15 protein-coding genes are annotated in these 18884 nt (G+C 63.8%); 6 read left to right on the top strand and 9 right to left on the bottom strand.

Annotated features, from left to right (window positions below; genetic code table 11):
- Positions 1-72: 72 nt before the first annotated feature.
- The gene (locus tag G6R19_RS12500) at positions 73-333 is read right to left on the bottom strand and encodes a helix-turn-helix domain-containing protein (RefSeq protein ID WP_163165406.1); all 261 of its coding nucleotides are present in this window, start codon (positions 331-333) and stop codon (positions 73-75) included.
- 717 nt (positions 334-1050) lie between these two features.
- Here G6R19_RS12500 and G6R19_RS12495 point away from each other — a divergent pair.
- Positions 1051-4617 (top strand): AAA family ATPase, encoded by a 3567-nt coding sequence (locus tag G6R19_RS12495; protein ID WP_163165404.1) that lies wholly within the window; start codon positions 1051-1053, stop codon positions 4615-4617.
- Positions 4618-5133: 516 nt separating this feature from the next.
- Here the strand turns inward: G6R19_RS12495 and G6R19_RS12490 are convergent.
- Both G6R19_RS12490 and G6R19_RS12485 read right to left on the bottom strand, forming a co-directional pair.
- On the bottom strand, positions 5134-5628 hold the full coding sequence (locus G6R19_RS12490) for a GNAT family N-acetyltransferase (RefSeq protein ID WP_163165402.1): 495 nt from the start codon (positions 5626-5628) through the stop codon (positions 5134-5136).
- On the bottom strand, positions 5625-6491 hold the full coding sequence (locus G6R19_RS12485; RefSeq protein WP_163165400.1) for a ribokinase: 867 nt from the start codon (positions 6489-6491) through the stop codon (positions 5625-5627). The genes G6R19_RS12490 and G6R19_RS12485 overlap by 4 nt, the downstream gene beginning before the upstream one ends.
- A gap of 142 nt (positions 6492-6633) precedes the next feature.
- Here G6R19_RS12485 and G6R19_RS12480 point away from each other — a divergent pair, with 142 nt between their 5' ends.
- The 3 genes from G6R19_RS12480 (at position 6634) to G6R19_RS12470 (ending at position 10818) form a co-directional block, all read left to right on the top strand.
- Complete coding sequence (locus G6R19_RS12480) at positions 6634-8073, top strand: MFS transporter (protein ID WP_163165398.1); 1440 nt, start codon at positions 6634-6636, stop codon at positions 8071-8073.
- 26 nt (positions 8074-8099) lie between these two features.
- The gene (locus tag G6R19_RS12475) at positions 8100-9101 is read left to right on the top strand and encodes a nucleoside hydrolase (protein ID WP_163165396.1); all 1002 of its coding nucleotides are present in this window, start codon (positions 8100-8102) and stop codon (positions 9099-9101) included.
- 400 nt (positions 9102-9501) lie between these two features.
- Positions 9502-10818 (top strand): S8 family serine peptidase, encoded by a 1317-nt coding sequence (locus G6R19_RS12470; protein ID WP_163165750.1) that lies wholly within the window; start codon positions 9502-9504, stop codon positions 10816-10818.
- A 12-nt stretch (positions 10819-10830) separates the two neighbouring features.
- On the opposite strand, the gene G6R19_RS12465 is transcribed toward G6R19_RS12470, so the two are convergent.
- Positions 10831-11613, bottom strand: coding sequence for a GntR family transcriptional regulator (locus G6R19_RS12465; RefSeq protein ID WP_163165394.1), 783 nt, complete (start codon positions 11611-11613; stop codon positions 10831-10833).
- Positions 11614-11741: 128 nt separating this feature from the next.
- Between G6R19_RS12465 and G6R19_RS12460 the strand changes: the two genes are divergently transcribed.
- Positions 11742-12119 carry a VOC family protein gene (locus tag G6R19_RS12460; RefSeq protein WP_163165392.1) on the top strand — a complete coding sequence of 126 codons (378 nt, stop codon included), beginning with the start codon at positions 11742-11744 and terminating at the stop codon, positions 12117-12119.
- Positions 12120-12170: 51 nt separating this feature from the next.
- Here the strand turns inward: G6R19_RS12460 and G6R19_RS12455 are convergent, their stop codons facing one another.
- Positions 12171-12764: an HNH endonuclease gene (locus G6R19_RS12455; protein ID WP_163165390.1), complete on the bottom strand. Its 594-nt coding sequence runs from the start codon at positions 12762-12764 to the stop codon at positions 12171-12173.
- Between the two features lie 119 nt (positions 12765-12883).
- On the opposite strand from G6R19_RS12455, the gene G6R19_RS12450 reads away from it, so the two are divergent.
- Positions 12884-14293 carry an amidase gene (locus G6R19_RS12450; protein ID WP_163165388.1) on the top strand — a complete coding sequence of 470 codons (1410 nt, stop codon included), beginning with the start codon at positions 12884-12886 and terminating at the stop codon, positions 14291-14293.
- A 71-nt stretch (positions 14294-14364) separates the two neighbouring features.
- Here G6R19_RS12450 and G6R19_RS12445 read toward each other — a convergent pair whose 3' ends face one another.
- From G6R19_RS12445 to G6R19_RS12430, 4 genes are all read right to left on the bottom strand, one after another.
- Complete coding sequence (locus tag G6R19_RS12445) at positions 14365-15138, bottom strand: DeoR/GlpR family DNA-binding transcription regulator (protein ID WP_163165386.1); 774 nt, start codon at positions 15136-15138, stop codon at positions 14365-14367.
- 133 nt (positions 15139-15271) lie between these two features.
- Positions 15272-16276: a 4-hydroxythreonine-4-phosphate dehydrogenase PdxA gene (gene pdxA / locus G6R19_RS12440; RefSeq protein ID WP_163165384.1), complete on the bottom strand. Its 1005-nt coding sequence runs from the start codon at positions 16274-16276 to the stop codon at positions 15272-15274.
- A complete protein-coding gene (locus G6R19_RS12435) occupies positions 16276-17481 on the bottom strand; it encodes a four-carbon acid sugar kinase family protein (RefSeq protein ID WP_163165382.1) in 1206 nt (401 codons plus the stop codon). The genes pdxA and G6R19_RS12435 overlap by 1 nt, the downstream gene beginning before the upstream one ends.
- The gene (locus G6R19_RS12430) at positions 17478-18467 is read right to left on the bottom strand and encodes a 2-keto-3-deoxygluconate permease (RefSeq protein WP_163165380.1); all 990 of its coding nucleotides are present in this window, start codon (positions 18465-18467) and stop codon (positions 17478-17480) included. The genes G6R19_RS12435 and G6R19_RS12430 overlap by 4 nt, the downstream gene beginning before the upstream one ends.
- Positions 18468-18884 lie beyond the last annotated feature (417 nt).

The following is an 18884-nucleotide window of genomic DNA, read 5'->3' as shown; positions in this document are numbered from 1 at the left end:
CCGGCTTTTTGCGTAAGTGGCTACCCGAGCCCTACGCCCGAGGTACAACTGCGTGTCGTTCTAGTCGTCCATCTACATGCTCACGGGCGTGTCCAGTTCCTCCTCATTTTCAAAGTCGCCCGCTACTATACGTGCGGCGGTCCGCCGATAAGCCTCGGCGATAAAGTCTTCAATGTCGTTGGACGCGATTCGCCACATGCCACGTCCGCCGACCTGGATCCCGCGAAGCTTCCCGGTCCGAAGCAGCGCCCGGATCTGGTTCTGATTTACATTGAGCTCTTCTGCCGCCTGCGCGATGGTCAGGAAGCGGTGCTTCTTGGGTTCGTCGGTCATACGTGCATTTTATGACCGTACAACGGTGGCGTGCTCAGGTAACGCAACAGACGGGATTGTCTCAACGGCAATTCGAGCGACCGGAATAGAGCTGGACACCCGCAAGGGCGTTCAGCATAAGTTTTCGTGCCCACGGCACCGAGCAAACGGGCGCTGGCGCCCAGCCGTGCCGCCACCGCTGCATGTTTGGCCGTTTGCTGCCGGAATACTCCGACAGGACGCCGCCGTCGAAGCTTTCCCCGCCTGTACGGGGGCTAGGCATAAGTGAAGGCTCGCGTGCCGCGTCGTGCTCTCGCTCTTGGGTGGACTTCACGCAGTACCTTGAGAACAAACTGCTCTCTGATAGGGCTATGGAGGGTCCGCTCGCAGCTGGGTGTTGGCTAAAAGTTCGGTGCATCGAGGGTGCGGCTATGAGGTTGAACAGGATGCCGGGGCGCCACCAGTACGAAAGCGGATTGTCGGTTCGTTTAGGTGGCTTCAAATCAGAGATATGTCGCACAGGCAACGCTAACCTTGTCCAAGCACCTCAAAGCGGAACCAGATCGAGAGAAGGAATCAGTGACAGCACGGGCACTGCCATACAGACATCTTTCCTTCCGTGTACCCTGGCATGACTCAGGCTGGAACGGGTCCATATGCGCAAACCCTATCGAAAACGGTTCCTGTATACGTCTGACGCGCATTGCTGAGGACCGCAATGACAGGCTCGAAGTTGCGATGGCAGGCAGACCCTGGGCGGAGCTGGCTGATGATGAGCTGCCGCCGTGCCACCTTGAACGGGCGGGATTCATGTCACCGGTGCCGCGTCGGATAGTGAAGGCTCATCCCTACTCCGACTGGAACGACGTCTATCGGAAGTTCGAGCCGGTCTCGCTTGATCTACCTGCTTACTCCGCAGATTGTGTCCCATTTCGGTGGATGTTGCGAGAGAACGCTGACAGTCTGTCTCAAACCCACGGACTCGCCTACGAACACCGGCTCGAAGAAGAAATTGATCGAGAAGCCAAGCTGAAGGATCCCGCTTGGATTCAGCACGAGCAGAATCAGCGCGCGATGCTGGACGCGTTCTTCTCGGCCGTTGAGCCCGGCGCCTCCTTGGTGTTCATCTATGCCAAAGACACCCCGCTGTCAGATGATCCTAGGCGGGTTCTCGTCGGTGTCGGGCGGGTAACAGGAAAATCCAGGAGCCGACCTTACGGAAATCGTGGAAGCGGTTTCGGATCAGTTACCTGGGAAACCCCGATCCAGCACTCAATCCGACCAACGATGGAGGACGGATTCCTGTTGCCGTACCACCAACTGCTGGAACTAGCGGAGGATAGGGATTTAGATCCCGGCGACTATGTAGTGATGGTTCCGGAGGAACTAACTAGCCAATTCTCTTATGCCACAGAGCACGTCAGCCACGATGCCGCGCTGAGCCTTCTACTCCTGTTGACTGAAAGCGTAGAGAAATTCTCCGCCGTAGTTCCCGGCGACTGGGACCGCGTCCGTGCATGGCTGAGCGAACGTATCGCCGAGGCCTGGGAGGCCCGGGGCGCTTTTCCTGGCCTTGGATCGGCACTGACTGCGTTCGGCATAACACAAGGGGTTCTGCTTGCTTATGCGATTCGCGGTATGACGTCCAACACTGACGACAACCCGTGGGACGTCGTCGATCGTATTTTCCGCAACCCATCAGACTTTCCTGACCTAAGACCCAAGCCGGGGCCAATGCTATGTAAGACGTGGGCAGCCCTGAAGCAACCCCGGCGCGAACTGCTCACGTTGATCTCCCGATTCGATTTCACGATCGAACAAGCCACGCGGATGTTCGTTGAAACCGAACGAATTAAGGCAGGCGTCGAGGTCAGCGATGACGAGTTGATTGAAAACCCCTACCGCTTCTTTGAGGCCGACCGTTTTCGGCCGGATCCCACAGCGCTTCCCATTATCGATCGGGGCGTTTTCCCCATCGAGACCCTTCGCAATAGCTTTCCACTTCCGGTACGCAGCCGCATCGATGACGCCCTGGACGAACGTCGCGTGCGCGCTATCTGCGTCGGCTTGCTCGAGCGGGCAGCCCAGGAAGGGCATTCCCTCATGTCTCAAAACAAACTCGTGCAGGCCGTCAGAGATGAACCTCTTGACCCACCTTGTCCGCTGACGAATGACATCATCGCCGTAGCCGAAGGGAAATTTGCTGCCGAAATTCAACAAGCTTCGATGGCCGATGGGCAGCCCGCCTACCAATTACTACGGCTTCACCACGCACGGGACAGGATCTCGACACTGGTCCGCAAACGTATGAAGGCGAAACCCTTGCCTGTAACAGCCAACTGGGAGGACGTGATTGGTGCCCTGTTGAGAACGTCGGCTTTAGACGACCCTGACGAGAGCCAAGCACGCATCGAAAAGGCTGCGGCGCTGGAGACGTTGGCCCAATCGAGGCTCTCGGTCCTGGTCGGGCCTGCTGGCACCGGCAAGACGACCCTCTTGCGCGCCCTGTGTTCATTACCTCAAGTCGCGGAAGAAGGTGTTCTTCTCCTTGCCCCGACTGGCAAAGCCCGGGTGCGCATGCAATCGGCAATCGGGATACCTGCGCAGACACTGGCGCAACTACTGGTCCCGTCGGGACGGTACAGCCCTGACACCGGGCGATACCAGCGATCCGACGAACCGCGACGTAGTGGTTTCTCAACCGTCATTGTCGATGAGTGCTCAATGCTTACGGAGGAGCAATTAGACGCTTTGCTGGACGGTCTTGAAGGCCACAAACGCCTGATCCTTGTTGGTGATCCTCGCCAGCTTCCGCCTATCGGCGTCGGTCGGCCATTCGTGGACATCGTAGAACACATACGGGCCGAAGGAGGCGTAGCAGGTTTCCCCCTTGTCGGCCCGTCAATCGCCGAACTTACGGTCAGGCGACGTCAACTTTTTACAGGAGCCGCCAATTCCGAACGACCCGACCTAGTCCTAGCCGATTGGTTTTCAGGCGTTGGTGTTCCGCCTGGAGCTGACAGCGTCTGGGACGAGCTCAATCGTCACTCTGATCTGGGCACCCTCGCGGTCCGCCAGTGGTCCACCTCAGCGCAGCTGCACCAACTCCTGAAGACCGAACTTGCGGCCTCTCTCGAGCAGATGTCAGATTGTGACGATCAGCTGGGGTTCCAGGCGTCGTATGGCGGCAACGTCAGTGGTCAGCACGTGTACTTCAACCGTGGGAGTGCTGGACTGGTGGAGGCTTGGCAGATTCTCTCACCGGTCCGTAGCGTAGTCGGTGGCGTCAATGAGCTGAACCGTTTGATACAGCACACTTACCGCGCATCCATGCGCAATTTGGCGCAAGAACCCGTCGTGTGGAAGCGCAAGATTCCCAAGCCGGTTGGGCCGCAGGAGATTGTTTATGGGGATAAAGTCATCAACGTCCGCAATAAGGCAAGGACTCGTTTCTGGCCCGAGAATGACGACGCGCTTGCCTACGTCGCGAATGGGGAGATCGGGGTCGTCGTGGGCCCATTCAAAAAAATCGGTTCCAAAATCTCGCTTAACCAGTGGGAGGTCGAATTTTCCACGCAGCCGGGAGTGGCTTACAAATTCTGGCGGTCGGAGCTAGGGGACGACGAGGGAAGCCCGTTCCTCGAGCTCGCCTACGCCCTCACCGTTCATAAATCCCAGGGCAGCGAGTTCGGCACTACGTTCGTCGTTATACCCAGCCCGTGCAGGCTGCTCACTAGAGAGCTCCTCTACACTGCTCTCACCAGGCACCAGAATCGGGTGGTGCTGTTGTTGCAGGGGGATCTAAGCGAGCTGCGCGGGTACTCCTCGCCCAAGTACTCGCAGACCGCTGCCCGTCTCACCAATCTTTTCAGTAATCCCAACGTTGTCGAGATCGACGGGCGCTTTATGGAAAAGGGGCTTATCCACCGAGCTAGGAATGGAGTCCATGTTCGATCCAAGTCCGAGGTGATTATCGCTGACCTGCTGTACTCCAAAGGAATCGGCTTCACCTACGAGCAAGAACTGACACGAGATGGCACGACCCGGCTTCCGGACTTCACGATCGAGGATCCGGACACAGGCGATACCTACTACTGGGAACATCTAGGCATGCTCAATAACTCTTCCTACAAAAGGAAATGGGAGAAGAAACGAGAATGGTATATCTCCCACGGGATCCATACGCGCGGCCTTGGCGCTGAGGAGGACCCGGATGGCAAACTCATAGTAACCACGGACGGACCTGACGGGTCGATCTCGTCCGCCTTCATAGAGGACCTCATTGACGACATCTTCGACCTTTAGCTGCTCAACCAGCCCTGTTAACGAGCACGTGATCAGGATTGGCGGGTTATCGTTCCGGACCTACTGCCTAAAGAACCCATCGGGTCCGACGGGGGTAAGTCCACAGCTTCGCTCGGCTCGGAACAAACATGGTGCGAGGCACCATGTTGTTCCGATTTCGGTTTCGGCCAATGTTATGGCTGACTGAACTACCCGCCGCACGGTGGCTTCGCGACTAGAGCTTGAAGAATTCGACGCTGTCTTTCACGTCCACGGGGAGGTTTTCCATGAGGGCCGGAGCTTGACGGACTCTGCCCAGGGCACGTTGACCGATTGGTTCCGATCGTCCGCGGGCATCGTAACTGGGTCGTGGGACTCCCATCGTTCGGGCTCATGGCCATATCCATTATTGTCATCACGTTAATCGACCCAACTGCCCTTACGGTGTAATTCAACGCTGAACGCCGGTGTTGATTGATGACAGCACGAGCACAAGGAAAACGACATATTGGTTCCAGGGGCGGAGGAAGTGCACCCCTACAACTCCAGCCGAAACACCCACAACAGCACGTCCTCGCCGGGCACGTACCAGTCCCGCTTCGGCGCGCGGCGGAAGCCCAGGGACTGATACAGCCCGTGCGCCCGTTCCATGAACGTGGCGCTGGTGATGCTGATCGCCCCGATGCCGGGCAGCTCGCGGGCGTGCTCCACGATTCCACCAACCACCGCCCGGCCCACGCCGCCGCCCTGGTGCGCGGGATCGACGGCCAGCATCCGGAACTCCAGCTCGCCGTCCGCGGCGATCTCGCTGTACGGCTGGCCGGCGAACGTCAGCGTCACCGCTGCCACCACCCGCCCGGCAGCCTCCGCCACCCACACCTGCGCATGCTCGGCGCGGTGCTCCACGTCCTCCAGTACGCTCATGTACGGATGGTCCGCTGCGAAGTGACCGGCACGAAGGTAGGCGTCGCGGGTGATGCGCCGGACCTCAGGAAAGTCCGATGGCGCCGCCCGCCTGAACCCGACACTCACCGCGCGTTCTCCGCGGCGGCGGTCCGCTCAACGTAGTAGCCCAGCTGTGCCAAATCCGGCTGCGAGGACGGATCGCCCACCGCGTCCCCGCCCACAGCATTCGCGACAGCCAGCCCCCGCTCGTAGTCCAACCCGTGCCGCAGCGCCAGGACCAGGGCGGCGCAGAACGCGTCACCCGCCCCCACGGTGTTCGCCACCGTCACCGCGGCCGACGGCGCCTCGGCCACCTTCCGGCCGTGCTCGAACATCGCCGACCCGTCCCCGCCGTACGTCACCGCCACCAGCCTCGCCTCCGCAAGGGCGGGGATCAGGTCGTACTCGCTTTCGTTGACGATCACCAGGTCGCAGCGCTCCAGCAACTCCGCCGGCAGGTCCATTGCCGGCGCCGCGTTCAGCACGAAGTGTCCAGTGTGCCGCCGGGCGGCCTCCACCACCACGGCCAGGCCGACCTCCAGCTGGCACAGCACCGTCTCGTCCGGGTCGAACTCCACGCCGCCCAGCGACAGGCTCGAATTCGCGCCCGGAGACACCACGATCTGGTTCTCGCCGTCGCGGTCCACCACGATCAGCGCCGTCCCGGTCGGCTCCGGCAGGACGGCCACGTCAGAAGTATCAACACCGGCAGCCGAGAGCGCGTCCAGCATCCGCTGCCCGTTCACGTCACTGCCGAGGGCGCCGACCATCCGGGCACTGCCGCCCAGCCGTGCGGCTGCCGCGGCCTGGTTCGCGCCCTTGCCGCCGGGCTGCTCGGACAGCACCGCGCCGCCGATGGTTTCACCCGCGGTGGGCAGCCGATCGGCGGTGGCGATGAGGTCCAGGTTGATGCTGCCGACAACGGTGACGGCAGAAGGTCGATTGCTCATGGGAAGTCCTAACGGGGGAGGGGCCGGAAGCGGCCGGATTGAGAAATAGTGTAGACCATGGTTGTACTTGTGCGTCATACGTGGTTGTATAACAACTCACATCCCAAGCGCAGGACCCGCCTGCAGAACAAAGGCGTTTAATGTGAACACCCCAACCCCGGCGGCCGCCGCGCCTTCCGCGGAAGCCGCCTCCGCCGTCGTACTTCCCAAAGAAACGCAATTCGCCGGCCGCCGCGCCGCCTTGCTGATCTCCACCCTGCTGCTGGGCGTGCTGTCCTTCCAGCTCAACGCCAGCATGGTGACCCCCGCACTGCCGCAGATCGCCGCCGAATTCGGCCAGGGTGCCGACAGCGCCGCGCCCGTCCAGTCCATGTTCTTCCTGGCCGGCGCCATCGCCGGGCCCGTGATCGGCCGGTGGAGCGACTTTATCGGCCGCCGCGCCGCCCTGCTCCTGGTCCTCGGGATCATGGGCGCCGGCACCATCCTCTGCATCACCGCCCCCACCCTGCCGCTGCTGGTCACCGGCCGGTTCCTGCAGGGCGTCTCCAGCGCCGTCTTCGCCCTCGCCTACATCGTGCTCAGCGAAAACCTGCACGCCAAAGTCTTCGGCACCTCCGTGGGCATCATCGCCGCCATCAACGGGGGAGTGGGCGGCGTGGACGGCTACGTGGGCGGGCTCATGGCCGAGACCCTCGGCTTCCGGTCCATCTTCGTCGTCGTGCTCGTCCTCACCGCCATCGCCGCCGCCTGCATCATCAAAATCGTCCCGGCCGGACGGCCGCAGGGCGTACGCGGCGCCATGGACTGGTGGGGTGCCGGCTCCCTCTCGCTGTTCCTGGTGTTCACCACCTACTTCGTCTCCGGCGGCTCGGCCGCAGGCTGGACCGCACCGTCCACCCTGGCCCTGCTCGCCGGCACCATCGCGTCCTTCGCCGCCTTCTGGATCATCGAGAAACGCCGCAGCCACCCGCTGATCACAGTCCACCACCTGCGCTCCCGCCAGGTGTGGCCGGTCATCGCCACCACCGTCCTCACCCTGGCCGGCATCTTCGCCATCATCAACTTCACCGTGGTGCTGCTCAGCCAGGACCCCGACGGCGGCTTCGGCCTCACCGCCTCCATCTCAGCACTGCTGTTCCTCACCCCCGCCGCTTTAATTGGCGTGTTTGCCGCGCCTTTGGCGGGCTGGCTGGCCGACCGCCGCGGCTGGATCAAGACCCTCCGGTTCGGCACGGGGCTCAGCCTGGCCTGCGCCATCGCCGCCGCCACCTTCTCGGACAACCAGGCGGCGGTGCTGATCGCCGTCGCGGCCCTGGGCATCTTCTACAACGGCTTCTTCCTCACCGCCATCAATGGGCTCTCGGTGCTGCTCTCACCCAAGGAAGCCCCGGCCGCCCTGCCCGGCATCAATGGTGCCTCCTTCGGCATCGGGGCGAGCCTCGGCGTCGTCCTCGTGGCACCGTTCGCCGCCCAGGCCACCGCCGCCGGGTACGCCACCGCCCTTTGGATCTCGGTGGCCATCACCGCCGCCGCGTTCATCGTCAGCCTCTTCGTCGCCGCCCCCAAGGGCGAGACCGTCTAACCCCCTTTTACCGTAGGAGAACCACCATGACCACGCCCTCCCCGTTCTACCTGGACTGCGACACCGGCATCGACGACGCCCTCGCCCTGGCCTACCTGCTGGCCTCACCTCTTGCTGACGTGGTCGGGATCGGGACCGTCAGCGGCAACGTCAGTGCCGCCGTTGGCGCCCGCAACACCCTGGACCTGCTGGCGCTTGCTAGTTCCGATGATGTGCCGGTGGCCCTTGGTGCGCACCACCCCCTTGCCGGGTCCTTCGGCGGCGGGGCGCCGTGGGTGCACGGCGAGAACGGGATCGGCGGGGTAACGCTTCCGACGGCGGCTGCTTCCCTCGTGGGGGAGTCCGCGGCTGAGATGCTGGTGCGGCTGGCCCGCACGTACCCGGGCACGTTGAAGGTGCTGGCGATTGGTCCGCTGACCAATATTGCCGAGGCCCTCCGGCTGGAGCCTTCCCTGCCGTCTTTGGTGGAGTCGGTCACGGTGATGGGCGGGGCGGCCCTGGCTCCCGGGAACATCACGCCGGTGGCGGAGGCCAACATCTTCAACGACCCCGAGGCCGCCGCCCTGGTGCTGGCCGCCGACTGGGACGTGACCCTGGTGCCGCTGGACGTGACCATGAACTCTGTCCTCGAGGAGACCCACCGGCAGGCGCTGCTGAAGTCATCGTCGCCGGTGCCGCAGGCGCTGGGGGAGATGCTCGGCTACTACTTCCGGTTCTACGAGGACATTTACGGCCGGCCCTGCTCCGCCATGCACGACCCGCTGGCGGCGGCGCTCGCTGTTGGCGCTGCTAGGGCCGCTGTCGCACCCGTGGTGCGTGCCGCCGTCGACACCTCCCACGGGCCTGGCCGCGGGCAGACCATCTGCGACCTCCGGGGCCTGTACAAGGGCTACCCTCCGGTGGCGGGGGCGCGGTGCCGTGTGGTGCTGTCACTCGAGGAGGACTTCGCGCCGCACCTGGTGGAGACGCTGCTTGGCTTCGAGCAGCGTACGACGGCGGCACTCGCCTCGGCAGGGTCACTCGCCTGACGCCCGGCCCACCCATTAAGAGTTTTTGTCCAGCTATGCAGGGTTCCGGACGGTTCAAGTCGGCATAGCTGGACAAAAACTCCGGGGACGGTCTGTGGCCAGAAGCGTTGCCCTCTACATCCTTGGCAGCGTGTGGAGCGGAGCACGTTGGAGTCCTTTTCGGCACCCGAACAAGGAAACCACCCCGCTGATAGCCTCCGGCTTAGTCCTGTCTGTTGCCATGACCATGCTGGGCCTGGGTGGGCGCAAGAGGGACATCGGCACTACCACTTGACCTCCATGGGCTGGCGTGCTTCTTCCGCGGCCGCGGAAGAAGCACGCCTCCCTCGATTAAGACTTGTTATGGGAGGTTGCCGGTTTCCTATAGCCAGGCAGTGCAGGTTGGAGCAATATGACCCCCATGAAAAAGATCGTTATGGCTGGCTTCGCAGCGGCAATGTTGGCGTTTGGGGCAATCAACTCGGCAGTTGTGGGAAACGCGGCGCCGGATCCATCGCACATCACAGGGCAAATCATGGTGAAGTTCCGGGACAACCGCGCCGCGGCCGGCGTGCTGCGGCAGCATGGGCTCACGGACGGCCCTGACATCGGGGGTACAGGGGCGCACCTCATCAAAGTGCCCGAAGGTAAGGAACTTCGGCTCATTGAGGCGCTGAGCCGGAACCCCGTGGTTGAGTATGCCGAGCCGGACCATGTGGTTACCGCCGCTACAAATGACACCTACTTCGACCGCCAATACGCACTGCACAATGGGGGCCAATCATTCACCAACAACTACACCGAGCCCGGCACAAATCCGTACATCCCCCGGGCCGATATTGCCGGGGGCAAGCCGGACGCTGATGTCGACGCCGTCGAAGCCTGGGGCACCACCACCGGCCTCGACAGCACCGGCGGCAGCATCAAGGTTGCCGTGCTGGATTCGGGTGTTGCTAACGTCCACGACGACATCGCGCCGCAGGTTGTTGGTTACGCGAACTTCGTGAGTGGGGACACTAAAGAGGATCCCAAAGCCGATCCGGAGGATAAGTATGGCCACGGCACGCACGTTGCCGGCATCGTTGCCGCCAAGAGGAACAACTCGATTGGTGTTGCGGGTGTGTGTCCGGATTGCGGAATCCTGGATGTCAAGGTCCTCAACGACAGCGGGTCCGGCTCCAGTTCAGTCATTGCGAACGGCATCAGCTGGGCGGCCAGCAACGGTGCCAAGGTAATCAATATGAGCCTCGGACAGCGCGTGTCATCACGCACCCTAGAGGCTGCGGTCAATAACGCCTGGAGCAAGGGTGCGGTGATCGTTGCGGCAGCCGGTAACGGCGGCACCCAGGCCCAGATCTACCCGGGCGCTTACCCGAACGTTATTGCCGTTGCCGCAACGGACAACAACGACGCCAAGGCATCCTTCTCCACCTACGGCAAGTGGGTGGATGTGGCCGCGCCAGGCGTCAGTGTCTTCTCAACCTTCCCAAACCACCCGTTCGTCCTGGGCACCCAGAACAACCGGTCCACGGGGTACGACATCGGCAGCGGCACTTCGATGGCCTCGCCCATTGTTGCTGCTGTTGCGGCGCTGGTCTGGAGTACAGCTCCCGACATCTCAAACGCGTCCGTCCGGGAGAAGGTCCAAACATCGGCCGAAAAGATCAAAGGCACCGGTACCCAGTGGGCGCATGGTCGCGTGAATGCCTGCGACGCTGTCGGTTGCGTACGGCCTTAGGCGGATCCTGAATTAGGACTGCAGCGACTGCATCACGGAGAGGTGCCCGGCCCTGGCGGCGATCAGGCATTTGGCCAGGTAGAAGGGCTGGTTGCCGTTCCGAACGTACTGGGTGAGGACCAGCACGGGGTCGGACGGGCGCAGGTCCAGCAGCTTCGCACGGCTGGGACCCACCTGGCTGAGGCTGATCTGGCACTCGCCCGGACCGGGCAGCCGGCTCAGCTGGTTGTTGAGCGCGGCAAGCAAGGTGGCGCCGCCGTCGTCCTTTATGTCCAGGGGCGCGGCGGCGCTTTTGCCGAGGCTGACGGGCTGGGCAGAGATGTTTTCCTGGAGATGGGCGATGGCCTCGCCGTCGCGGATCAGGATCGATTCCCAGAGCCAGCAGTCGGTGCCCGGTTCGACGCCGACGCCGGGGGCGGCAAACTCGGACGCGGGCTGGCGCACCACCTGGATGCGCTTGACCTCGAGCTGCTGGCCGGGGCTGCCGAGGACTTCCTCGAAGGGGCGGATGCGTTCGATGCCGATGCGGGGGAGCGTGTCCGAGACAAAACGTCCGACGCCGCGCCGCGCCCTGATGAGGCCGTCCTCCTCGAGCAGCATGAGGGCTTCACGGACCACCGTGCGGCTGACTTTCATGTCGGCACCGAGCTCGGTTTCGGTGGGGATCATGGAGCCGGGCGTGAGGAGGCCGTTGCGGATGGCTTCGGCGATCCGGGAGTACACCGCGACGCGGAGGGGTGAGCCGGGCTGGGCGGCCACCGGCTGGGACAGGAACCGGGCGGCGTCCTGGTGCACGTTATGCCTCGCTTTGTGGGTCTTGGAAGTTCCAGCCTACCGGTGTAACGGGTTTGTTGGACAAGCCTCCGTTTGGTGACCGTTCAGTTTGCTGACCGTTCGGGCAGGGCCTCCGTACACTGGAGTCCATGGTCTCCCGAATTAGCGAACTGGTCCTCAACTGCGCCGACCCGGAACTGCTGGCAGGGTTCTGGAGCGAGGTTCTCGGGTATGTCGAGCTGGACAGGGAGGACGGAGCCATCGAGATCGGCCCGCCGGACGCCGGGTTCGGTGGTCTGCAGCCGACCATCATCCTCAGCCCGAGCAGCAATCCGCGGCCCGGGCGCCTCCTTCTGCACATCGACATCAACCCGGTGGACCGGGACCAGGACGCCGAGTTGGAACGGCTGCTTAGCCTTGGAGCCCGCCCGGCCGACGTCGGGCAGACGGGCGACGAGCAATGGCACGTCCTGGCCGACCCTGAGGGCAACGAGTTCTGCCTCCTGCGCAGGCGGCTGGAACCCTGACCTGGTCCGCCATCCGGAGGCACGCCGCCAGGTTTACCGGCCAGACTGAAGTCAGGGGAGCGGCTGCCTTTCACCGACGCTGACGGAAGCCGACGGCGCAAGGTAGTCCCGCCGTCGTCGTTCCAGCCTTTCCTGCTGGCCCGGGGTGGGAATCCGGGCGCCCTTGGCGCGGTTGCACCTGGCGCACGCGGCCACAAAGTTCTGCAGGCTGGTGGACCCGCCCTTGGACCAGGGATAGAAGTGGTCGCCGTGCTCAGCGGGGCGGGAACATCGCCGCCGCAAACCTGCCTCCATCTCGCACAGTCCGTTCGCCCGGGCCATGCCCTCCCGGCGTTGCTGGCGAGTGAATCGACGCACCGGATCCCGGCGCCGGGTGTCCCGGGCATTCACGACGGCGGCGACGATGACCAGTGCGACGGCGAACAGGCCCGGTGCCATTATGGCGGCCAAGACGCCGTCGAACATGTCGCTGACCACCTCGCGGACCACACCTACGCCTGAGCTGGAGGATGGGCGCGGCGCCGCGCCGGGCTGCATGTTGGACGTGAGCGACAATAAGGCTGCAGACACCAGCCACAGCATGACGCCCAAGTATGCCAGCCGCAAACCTGTGCGGGTCCAATAGATGCGTTTCAGTTCCGGCATTAAGACTTCCCCCAATGATCCTTCAGCTCGTAAATCTGCCGCCCCTACTGGACTAGCAAGATCGTACAGTCAGGCGGGCGAGTGATTTCGGGCGGACATCGTCCTGATACGTTCGCTTCATGAAGACTGCACTCCGCGACGCCACTGCGCTTGCCTCCGCGGTTCGTACCGGTGAAGCCTCCGCGGGGAGCATCTTGGCGGAGTCGCGGTCACGGGCCGATGCAACCCCCGATCTTTGTGCTTTCATCCAGGAGGACTGGGACGGGGCTGCCCTTGCCGCGAGGGAGGTGGACCGCCGTCGGAACCGCGGGGAGGATCTGGGGCCGCTGGCCGGTGTTCCACTCAGCGTCAAAGATGTCATCGCTGTGGCAGGTTTGCAGCTGACCGGCGGCAGTGCCGCATACGCCGGAAATGTTGCCTCATTCACTGCCACTGCTGTGCGGCGGCTGCAGGAGGCCGGGGCCGTGGTGATTGGGAAAACCAACTGCCCCGAGTTTGCCTTCGGTGCCATCACCGAGAGCGCCGTCGGGGGCCGGACGCTCAACCCCCGGTTTCCCGGTGCGACGGCGGGTGGCTCGAGCGGGGGCGAGGCTGCCGCCGTCGCTGCCGGCATTTCGGCACTCGGCCTGGGCACCGACTACGGCGGATCACTGCGGTGGCCGGCGCAATGTGTGGGTATCACCGCACTGCGGCCCACCCCGCGTTCAGTTCCTGACCTGGGAATCGTTCCGGGAGCAGGCGGCTGGTACGGGAGCGCCAACCCGTCCCCGCCCGGTGCCCGCCTTCAGGCCGCCACTCAAGTCGTTGGCCCGCTCGCCCGATCCGTGCGGGACCTGCGGACGGCGCTCGCAGTGCTGACGGATCTACGCCCCGGGGTCCGGACTTCACTTGCCGGGGCTGTCCCCGGCAACGTTGTGGTGGCATGGAGTGATGGTTCCGCCTTGGGGCCGGTACGGCATGAAGTGTCAGCGATGATCGCGTCATTGGCGGAGCAGATCGCGCCGGAGGTCCGGACCCTGACGTATGTACCGGACCTATTTGCGGGGTCACTGGTGGCCTATAACCGGCTCCGCCCTATTGATCCGATGGTTGATCATGCCGCGGCAGTCGCCGGCCGGGAGCACCTGATTCTCCCTGCGAACCTCGACGTCATCCGGCGCTCCATGCAAACCGGCGCGGGGGAACTCGAAGCGGCCGTTGCGGAATCCGAACAGGCAAGAAGACGGGACCTAGCGGTGTTCGATACCGCTGACATCGTCCTCCTGCCGGTGGCCGGCGGTCCTGCTTGCGACGTGTCCGGAAAGCTGGACATTGACGGGCAGGCCATTTTTGGCTGGGACATCATGGGCCAATGCAGGGCTGTAACCATGGTTGGCGCACCTGTTGTTTCGCTGCCCATTGCGTTGTCCTCCGAGGGCCTGCCGCTGTCTGTCCAGGTTGTTGCACGGCCGGGGGCAGATGCGCTGGCGCTGGACTTTGCCGAATGGCTCGAGGGCTTCACGCGGTTTGATCTGCGGGTTTCACGTTAGTAGGTGGTTGTTATAGCCCTTGGTGCTTGAGGTCCAGAGGGTCTCCCGACACCTGCTCAGCAAGCCGGTACTTATCCCTTAACTACAGCCACCTCAACCTCAACCCCAGCGTCCCGGAACTTTTGCACCTGGACGGGGTCGGCGCCGTCGTCCGTCACCAACGTCCACGGCAAAGCCAGCCTTGCCCACGCGTGGAACGGCCGGAGCCCAAGCTTGGAGGAATCCGCCAGCACGTACACAGCATTGCCGCGCCGGGCCATGAGCTCCTTGAGGCGGGTCTGCTCGTGACTGGCCTCGCAGATGCCGTCCTCGGCGGTGACCGCGTCGGCGCCCAAAAACACGCGGTCAAAGCTCATCCGCTCCAGCGCCGCCTCGGCCAGCGGGCCCACAAAACTCTGCGAAACACTCCGCAGCCGGCCGCCCAGGCAGTCCACCTCGATGCCCTCGGACTCGGCGAGTTCCTGCATGGTGTTGATGCCCGGCGTGGTCACGGACAGCGTCTCGAACCCGCGCAGTTCGTGGGCCAGGGCGCCAACGGTGGAGCCGGCGTCGAGCAGGATGTTCTCGCCGGGCCGGATCACGGATGCCGCCCAGCGGGCAATGGCGTGCTTCTGCTCGAACGCCTCGCCGGTGCGCTGCCGCAGCGATGCTTCCGGGTGGGCGCCGAGGGCCATGGCGCCGCCGTAGGTGCGGGCCAGCCGGCCCTGCCCATTCAGCAGCGCCAGGTCGCGGCGGATGGTGGAGGCTGTTACCTCGAACCGGGCGGAGAGCTCCTCCACGGAAGCAAGGCCGGTGGTCACGGCAAGGTGGTAGATCTCCTCGCGCCGCGCGTTTGCGCTGAGCATTCCCAGTCTCCTTCCCGTGGCAGTGGTAACCATGCTAGTTCCGGCCCGGGGTTCAAGAGGCTCAACCACCGGGGCCGGAGACGGCAACGGCCGGTCAGCAATTCTACGCTGACCGGCCGTTCTGCTTGTGATCCTAGAGGACTTCCTCGCGCACCGGCGCCAGGTCCACTGCCTGCCGGAGAGCCTCAAGAAGCGACTCGTGGTCGGCGATGTTCTTGCCGGCGATATCAAAGGCCGTGCCGTGGTCAACGGACGTGCGCACCACGGGGAGGCCCACAGTGATGTTCACGCCGTTCTCCAGGCCAAGGACCTTCACCGGGCCGTGGCCCTGGTCGTGGTACTGGGCTACGACGAGATCGAAGTCGCCGCGGCCGGCCAGGAAGAACAGGGTGTCGGCCGGGAGCGGGCCGAAGGCGTTGATGCCGTCAGCCTGCGCCTTCTCGATGCCAGGCTGGATCTTTTCGGCTTCTTCGCCATAGCCGAACAGTCCGTTTTCGCCAGCGTGGGGGTTGATGGCGCACACCGCGATCTTCGGGTTTTCGATGCCCGAGGCCTGCAGCAGTTCGTGCCCGCGCTTGATGGTCCGGTAAACCAGGTCACCGTTGATCTTGGCGATCGCATCGATCAGGCCGATGTGGGTGGTCACGTGGATCACGCGCATCTTCGGGGCAGTCAGCATCATGGAAACTTCCTCGGTGCCGGTTAGTTCGGCGAGGAGTTCGGTGTGGCCGGGGTACTTGTGGCCTGCCGCGTGCAGGGCTGCCTTGTTCAGCGGCCCGGTGCAGATGGCATCCACCTGCTTGTCCATTGCCAGGGAAACGGCCTTCTCGATGAAGAGGAATGAGCCATGTCCAGCCGCGGCCGAGAGCTCGCCCCAGGCGAGGTCCTCCGGGATGCAGTCGATGTCGAGCACGTCGATGGTGCCCTCTTCGAACAGCGCCTCGGACGGGTCCGTGACCTTGCGCAGGGTCAGCGTGCTGGAGACGACGTCCGCAGCGAGCTGCAGCCGGCGGAGGTCCCCGATGACGAGCATGCGGGCCTTTGACCGGAGTTCCGCGTCGGCCAGGGCCTTGACGATGATTTCCGGGCCAATGCCGGCCGCATCGCCCATGGTGATGGCAACAATCGGGCGTCCCATTATTTGATACTCATTTCAGTCGTAGTGCCAGTGAGAAATTGTGTGGTCCGGGCCAGCGTACCGGCGTCTCCGAACGCGCCGGCCTTGGTGACCAGCAGGGGGAGGGGCTCGGGCAGCAGGCTCATCACGACGCCGGGCTCAATCTCGCCCAGGACGGTGAAGCTGCCCGCGCCGAGGGCTTTCAAGACCGCGGTGGCGGTTTCCCCGCCGGTCATGACGAGTGCATCACAGTGGCCGATGCCCGCAGCGGTGGCACGGGCCAAAGCCTCTGCCACCACGAGTGCCTGTGACTTGTCGACGGTTCCCATCGGATCCGGCGTCAGCACCACATCATTCCGGGTCATCGCTTCTGCAACCTGGCGGGCAACCGCCGGCTCGGCCAGCGCGTCGTGGTCCAGCGTGATGTGCTCAGCGCCGGCGGCGACGAGTTCCCCGGTCTGCTGCCGAGCAAGGCTGGAGTAGCTGCCGATCACGGTCAGGGTCCGGCTAATTGGCCGCACCTGCGCATTCCGCGCACCCGTTCCTTCTTCGCGTGCAGCGATGTGCCCGGCCAGTCCGCCGGAGCCGACCAGGAGCGCGGGGAAGTCCAACAGTTTCGCAGCCGCCGCGATAACTTTCAGGTCATGGTCCGAGGAGGCGTCCAGTACGACGGCGTTGATCCCGAGTTCCTGCACGTCCCGCAGGTGCGCCGCGAGTTCCTCCGGGGTGCGTCCGGAAGTTCCGGTCGCCACTTCGGCGGTGAGGCCGCCGTCGGCAAGTGCTCCGGCGATGTCGCCGCCGAAGCTTCCTTCAGTGTTCGGAACACCGCCCACGTAGACAATCCCGCCCTGGGTGGTCCTGCCCGTGGCCGGGAAGGCCGGTGCCACAATGGCGAGGCCCTTGCCGCGGCCCTGAGTGATCCCCGCCAGTGTTGCCGCGACCTCGGCTCCGACATTGCCTCGAAGCAATGAGTCGATCTTCTTGAAGACCCGGCGGTCCTGGGCCAAGGCGCGCCCCACGGCGGAGGTGACAGCCGAGGCAGCCTTTTCCGCCGCCAGGTAGCGGCTCTCGGTGTTGATCGAAAGGATCTCGGCCTCGGGCCAGGTGCAGTCGACGTCGAGGATTACGGAACTGGTGTGCGTGGGACCGTAGGCTGCGGCCGCATCTGCCGCTCCCGTCAGGTCGTCGGCGATGATTGCCCAGCGCGTGGCTGCGTTGGTGTTCATACCGCTGCGGACACCTCCTGTGACGCGGCGGCTTCCTTGTTCTTAAGGCGCTTGGCGTACCAGGCGACCATGATCGGGCAGCCGATGGCGGTGACCACTACGGACGCGGCAACCAGGACGGTGGCCGGTCCGGCAGCGGGGAGGTATGCAGGGTTGGCCGTGGCCACAAGCATGGGAACCGTGGCGGCGTTGCCCGCAGTGGTGGCAGCAGCCAGGCCGGCGAGGCCTGTGCCTCCGGTGAGCTTGTCAGCGAAGAAGAGCACCGTACCGCCGACGATCAGCACGAACAGGCCAAGAACCACGCCCAGCAGGCCTGCATTAACAACCTGTCCGAGGTTCAGGCCGAAGCCAAGGGCGAGGGCGAAGAACGGAATCAGGACAGGGGCCGCGGAGGAAAGGAACTTGCGCATGGCCGGGTCAAGGGCGCCGAGCACGGCTCCGAGGAGCAGGGGAATGATGGCGCCCACCAGGGTCTGCCACGGGAAAGCCGACAGGCCGGCGATGCCCAGCGTGACCATGGTCAGGAACGGGCCCGATTCCAGCGTCATGACGGAGTAGGCTGCCACGTCCTTGGGCTTGCCGTACTGGCCCATAAGTGCCATGTACATTCCGCCGTTGGTGTCATTCAGGGCTGCCAGGATGGCCAGGACCGACAGGCCTGCAAGCAGACCCCCGTCGATGGGAAGCTCACCCATGAACCTGCCGGCGATAACACCGATGATGGCGGCGAACAGGACTTTGGTGCCGAAGAGGACGCCGCCCTTTTTCAGGATGTACGGAGTCGCTTTGATATCGATGCTGGCACCCATGCAGACGTAGAACACGGCGAGGATGGTGGTGCCGCCGGTGAACAGTGCACCGGTGAAGGAGCCGAAGAATTTTGCGGAATCCGGGGCGAAGGTGCCGAGCATGGCACCGATGAGCAGGGGAATCAACATCATGCCACCGGGAACTTTTTCCATGGTGGCCTTGATTGGAAGAGACATCAATCAACCTCATTGTTGGGGGAGGGAAAGGTGGAGGGGACCGAGCCGCCAGGCTCCGATCATGATTAAAATCATAAAGAACCTGCGCGTTGAGCGCAACCCCACATGCGCACAACGCGCAAAAACTGACCGGATAAGGGCGTGCCACACGCGCTCGGCGCTGCCGGATCGGATGCAGCACGTTCGTGCAGGCTCCGCGAGAGCTTTTCCGGGCGCCTTTGACCGGCCACCCGGCTACTCACCAGTAACAATGCGCCCGGTTGCTATGAGTACCAAAAGGGGGAGGCCGGGCCCCTGGGACAAATTTCGCCGCACGTTTGTGCAGTCCACGCCCACTTCAGCGGCGGCGCTGCCAGCATGGAAAACCCGGCCGGTGCTGTTACGGCGCTACAAGTCCATCAGCACCGGTCGCCCCTG

The organism is Arthrobacter sp. Alg241-R88, assembly GCF_900537115.1.
Lineage (GTDB): Bacteria > Actinomycetota > Actinomycetes > Actinomycetales > Micrococcaceae > Arthrobacter.
This window is presented reverse-complemented; position numbering and strand designations above follow the sequence as displayed.

Coding starts and splice junctions, on each gene's coding strand:
- G6R19_RS12430 (WP_163165380.1), bottom strand. CDS start 18,467: ATGTCTCTTCCAATCAAGGCCACCATGGAAAAAGTTCCCGGTGGCATG.
- G6R19_RS12435 (WP_163165382.1), bottom strand. CDS start 17,481: ATGAACACCAACGCAGCCACGCGCTGGGCAATCATCGCCGACGACCTG.
- G6R19_RS12475 (WP_163165396.1), top strand. CDS start 8,100: ATGACCACGCCCTCCCCGTTCTACCTGGACTGCGACACCGGCATCGAC.
- G6R19_RS12460 (WP_163165392.1), top strand. CDS start 11,742: ATGGTCTCCCGAATTAGCGAACTGGTCCTCAACTGCGCCGACCCGGAA.
- G6R19_RS12470 (WP_163165750.1), top strand. CDS start 9,502: ATGAAAAAGATCGTTATGGCTGGCTTCGCAGCGGCAATGTTGGCGTTT.
- pdxA (WP_163165384.1), bottom strand. CDS start 16,276: ATGGGACGCCCGATTGTTGCCATCACCATGGGCGATGCGGCCGGCATT.
- G6R19_RS12450 (WP_163165388.1), top strand. CDS start 12,884: ATGAAGACTGCACTCCGCGACGCCACTGCGCTTGCCTCCGCGGTTCGT.
- G6R19_RS12455 (WP_163165390.1), bottom strand. CDS start 12,764: ATGCCGGAACTGAAACGCATCTATTGGACCCGCACAGGTTTGCGGCTG.
- G6R19_RS12445 (WP_163165386.1), bottom strand. CDS start 15,138: ATGCTCAGCGCAAACGCGCGGCGCGAGGAGATCTACCACCTTGCCGTG.
- G6R19_RS12485 (WP_163165400.1), bottom strand. CDS start 6,491: ATGAGCAATCGACCTTCTGCCGTCACCGTTGTCGGCAGCATCAACCTG.
- G6R19_RS12500 (WP_163165406.1), bottom strand. CDS start 333: ATGACCGACGAACCCAAGAAGCACCGCTTCCTGACCATCGCGCAGGCG.
- G6R19_RS12495 (WP_163165404.1), top strand. CDS start 1,051: ATGGCAGGCAGACCCTGGGCGGAGCTGGCTGATGATGAGCTGCCGCCG.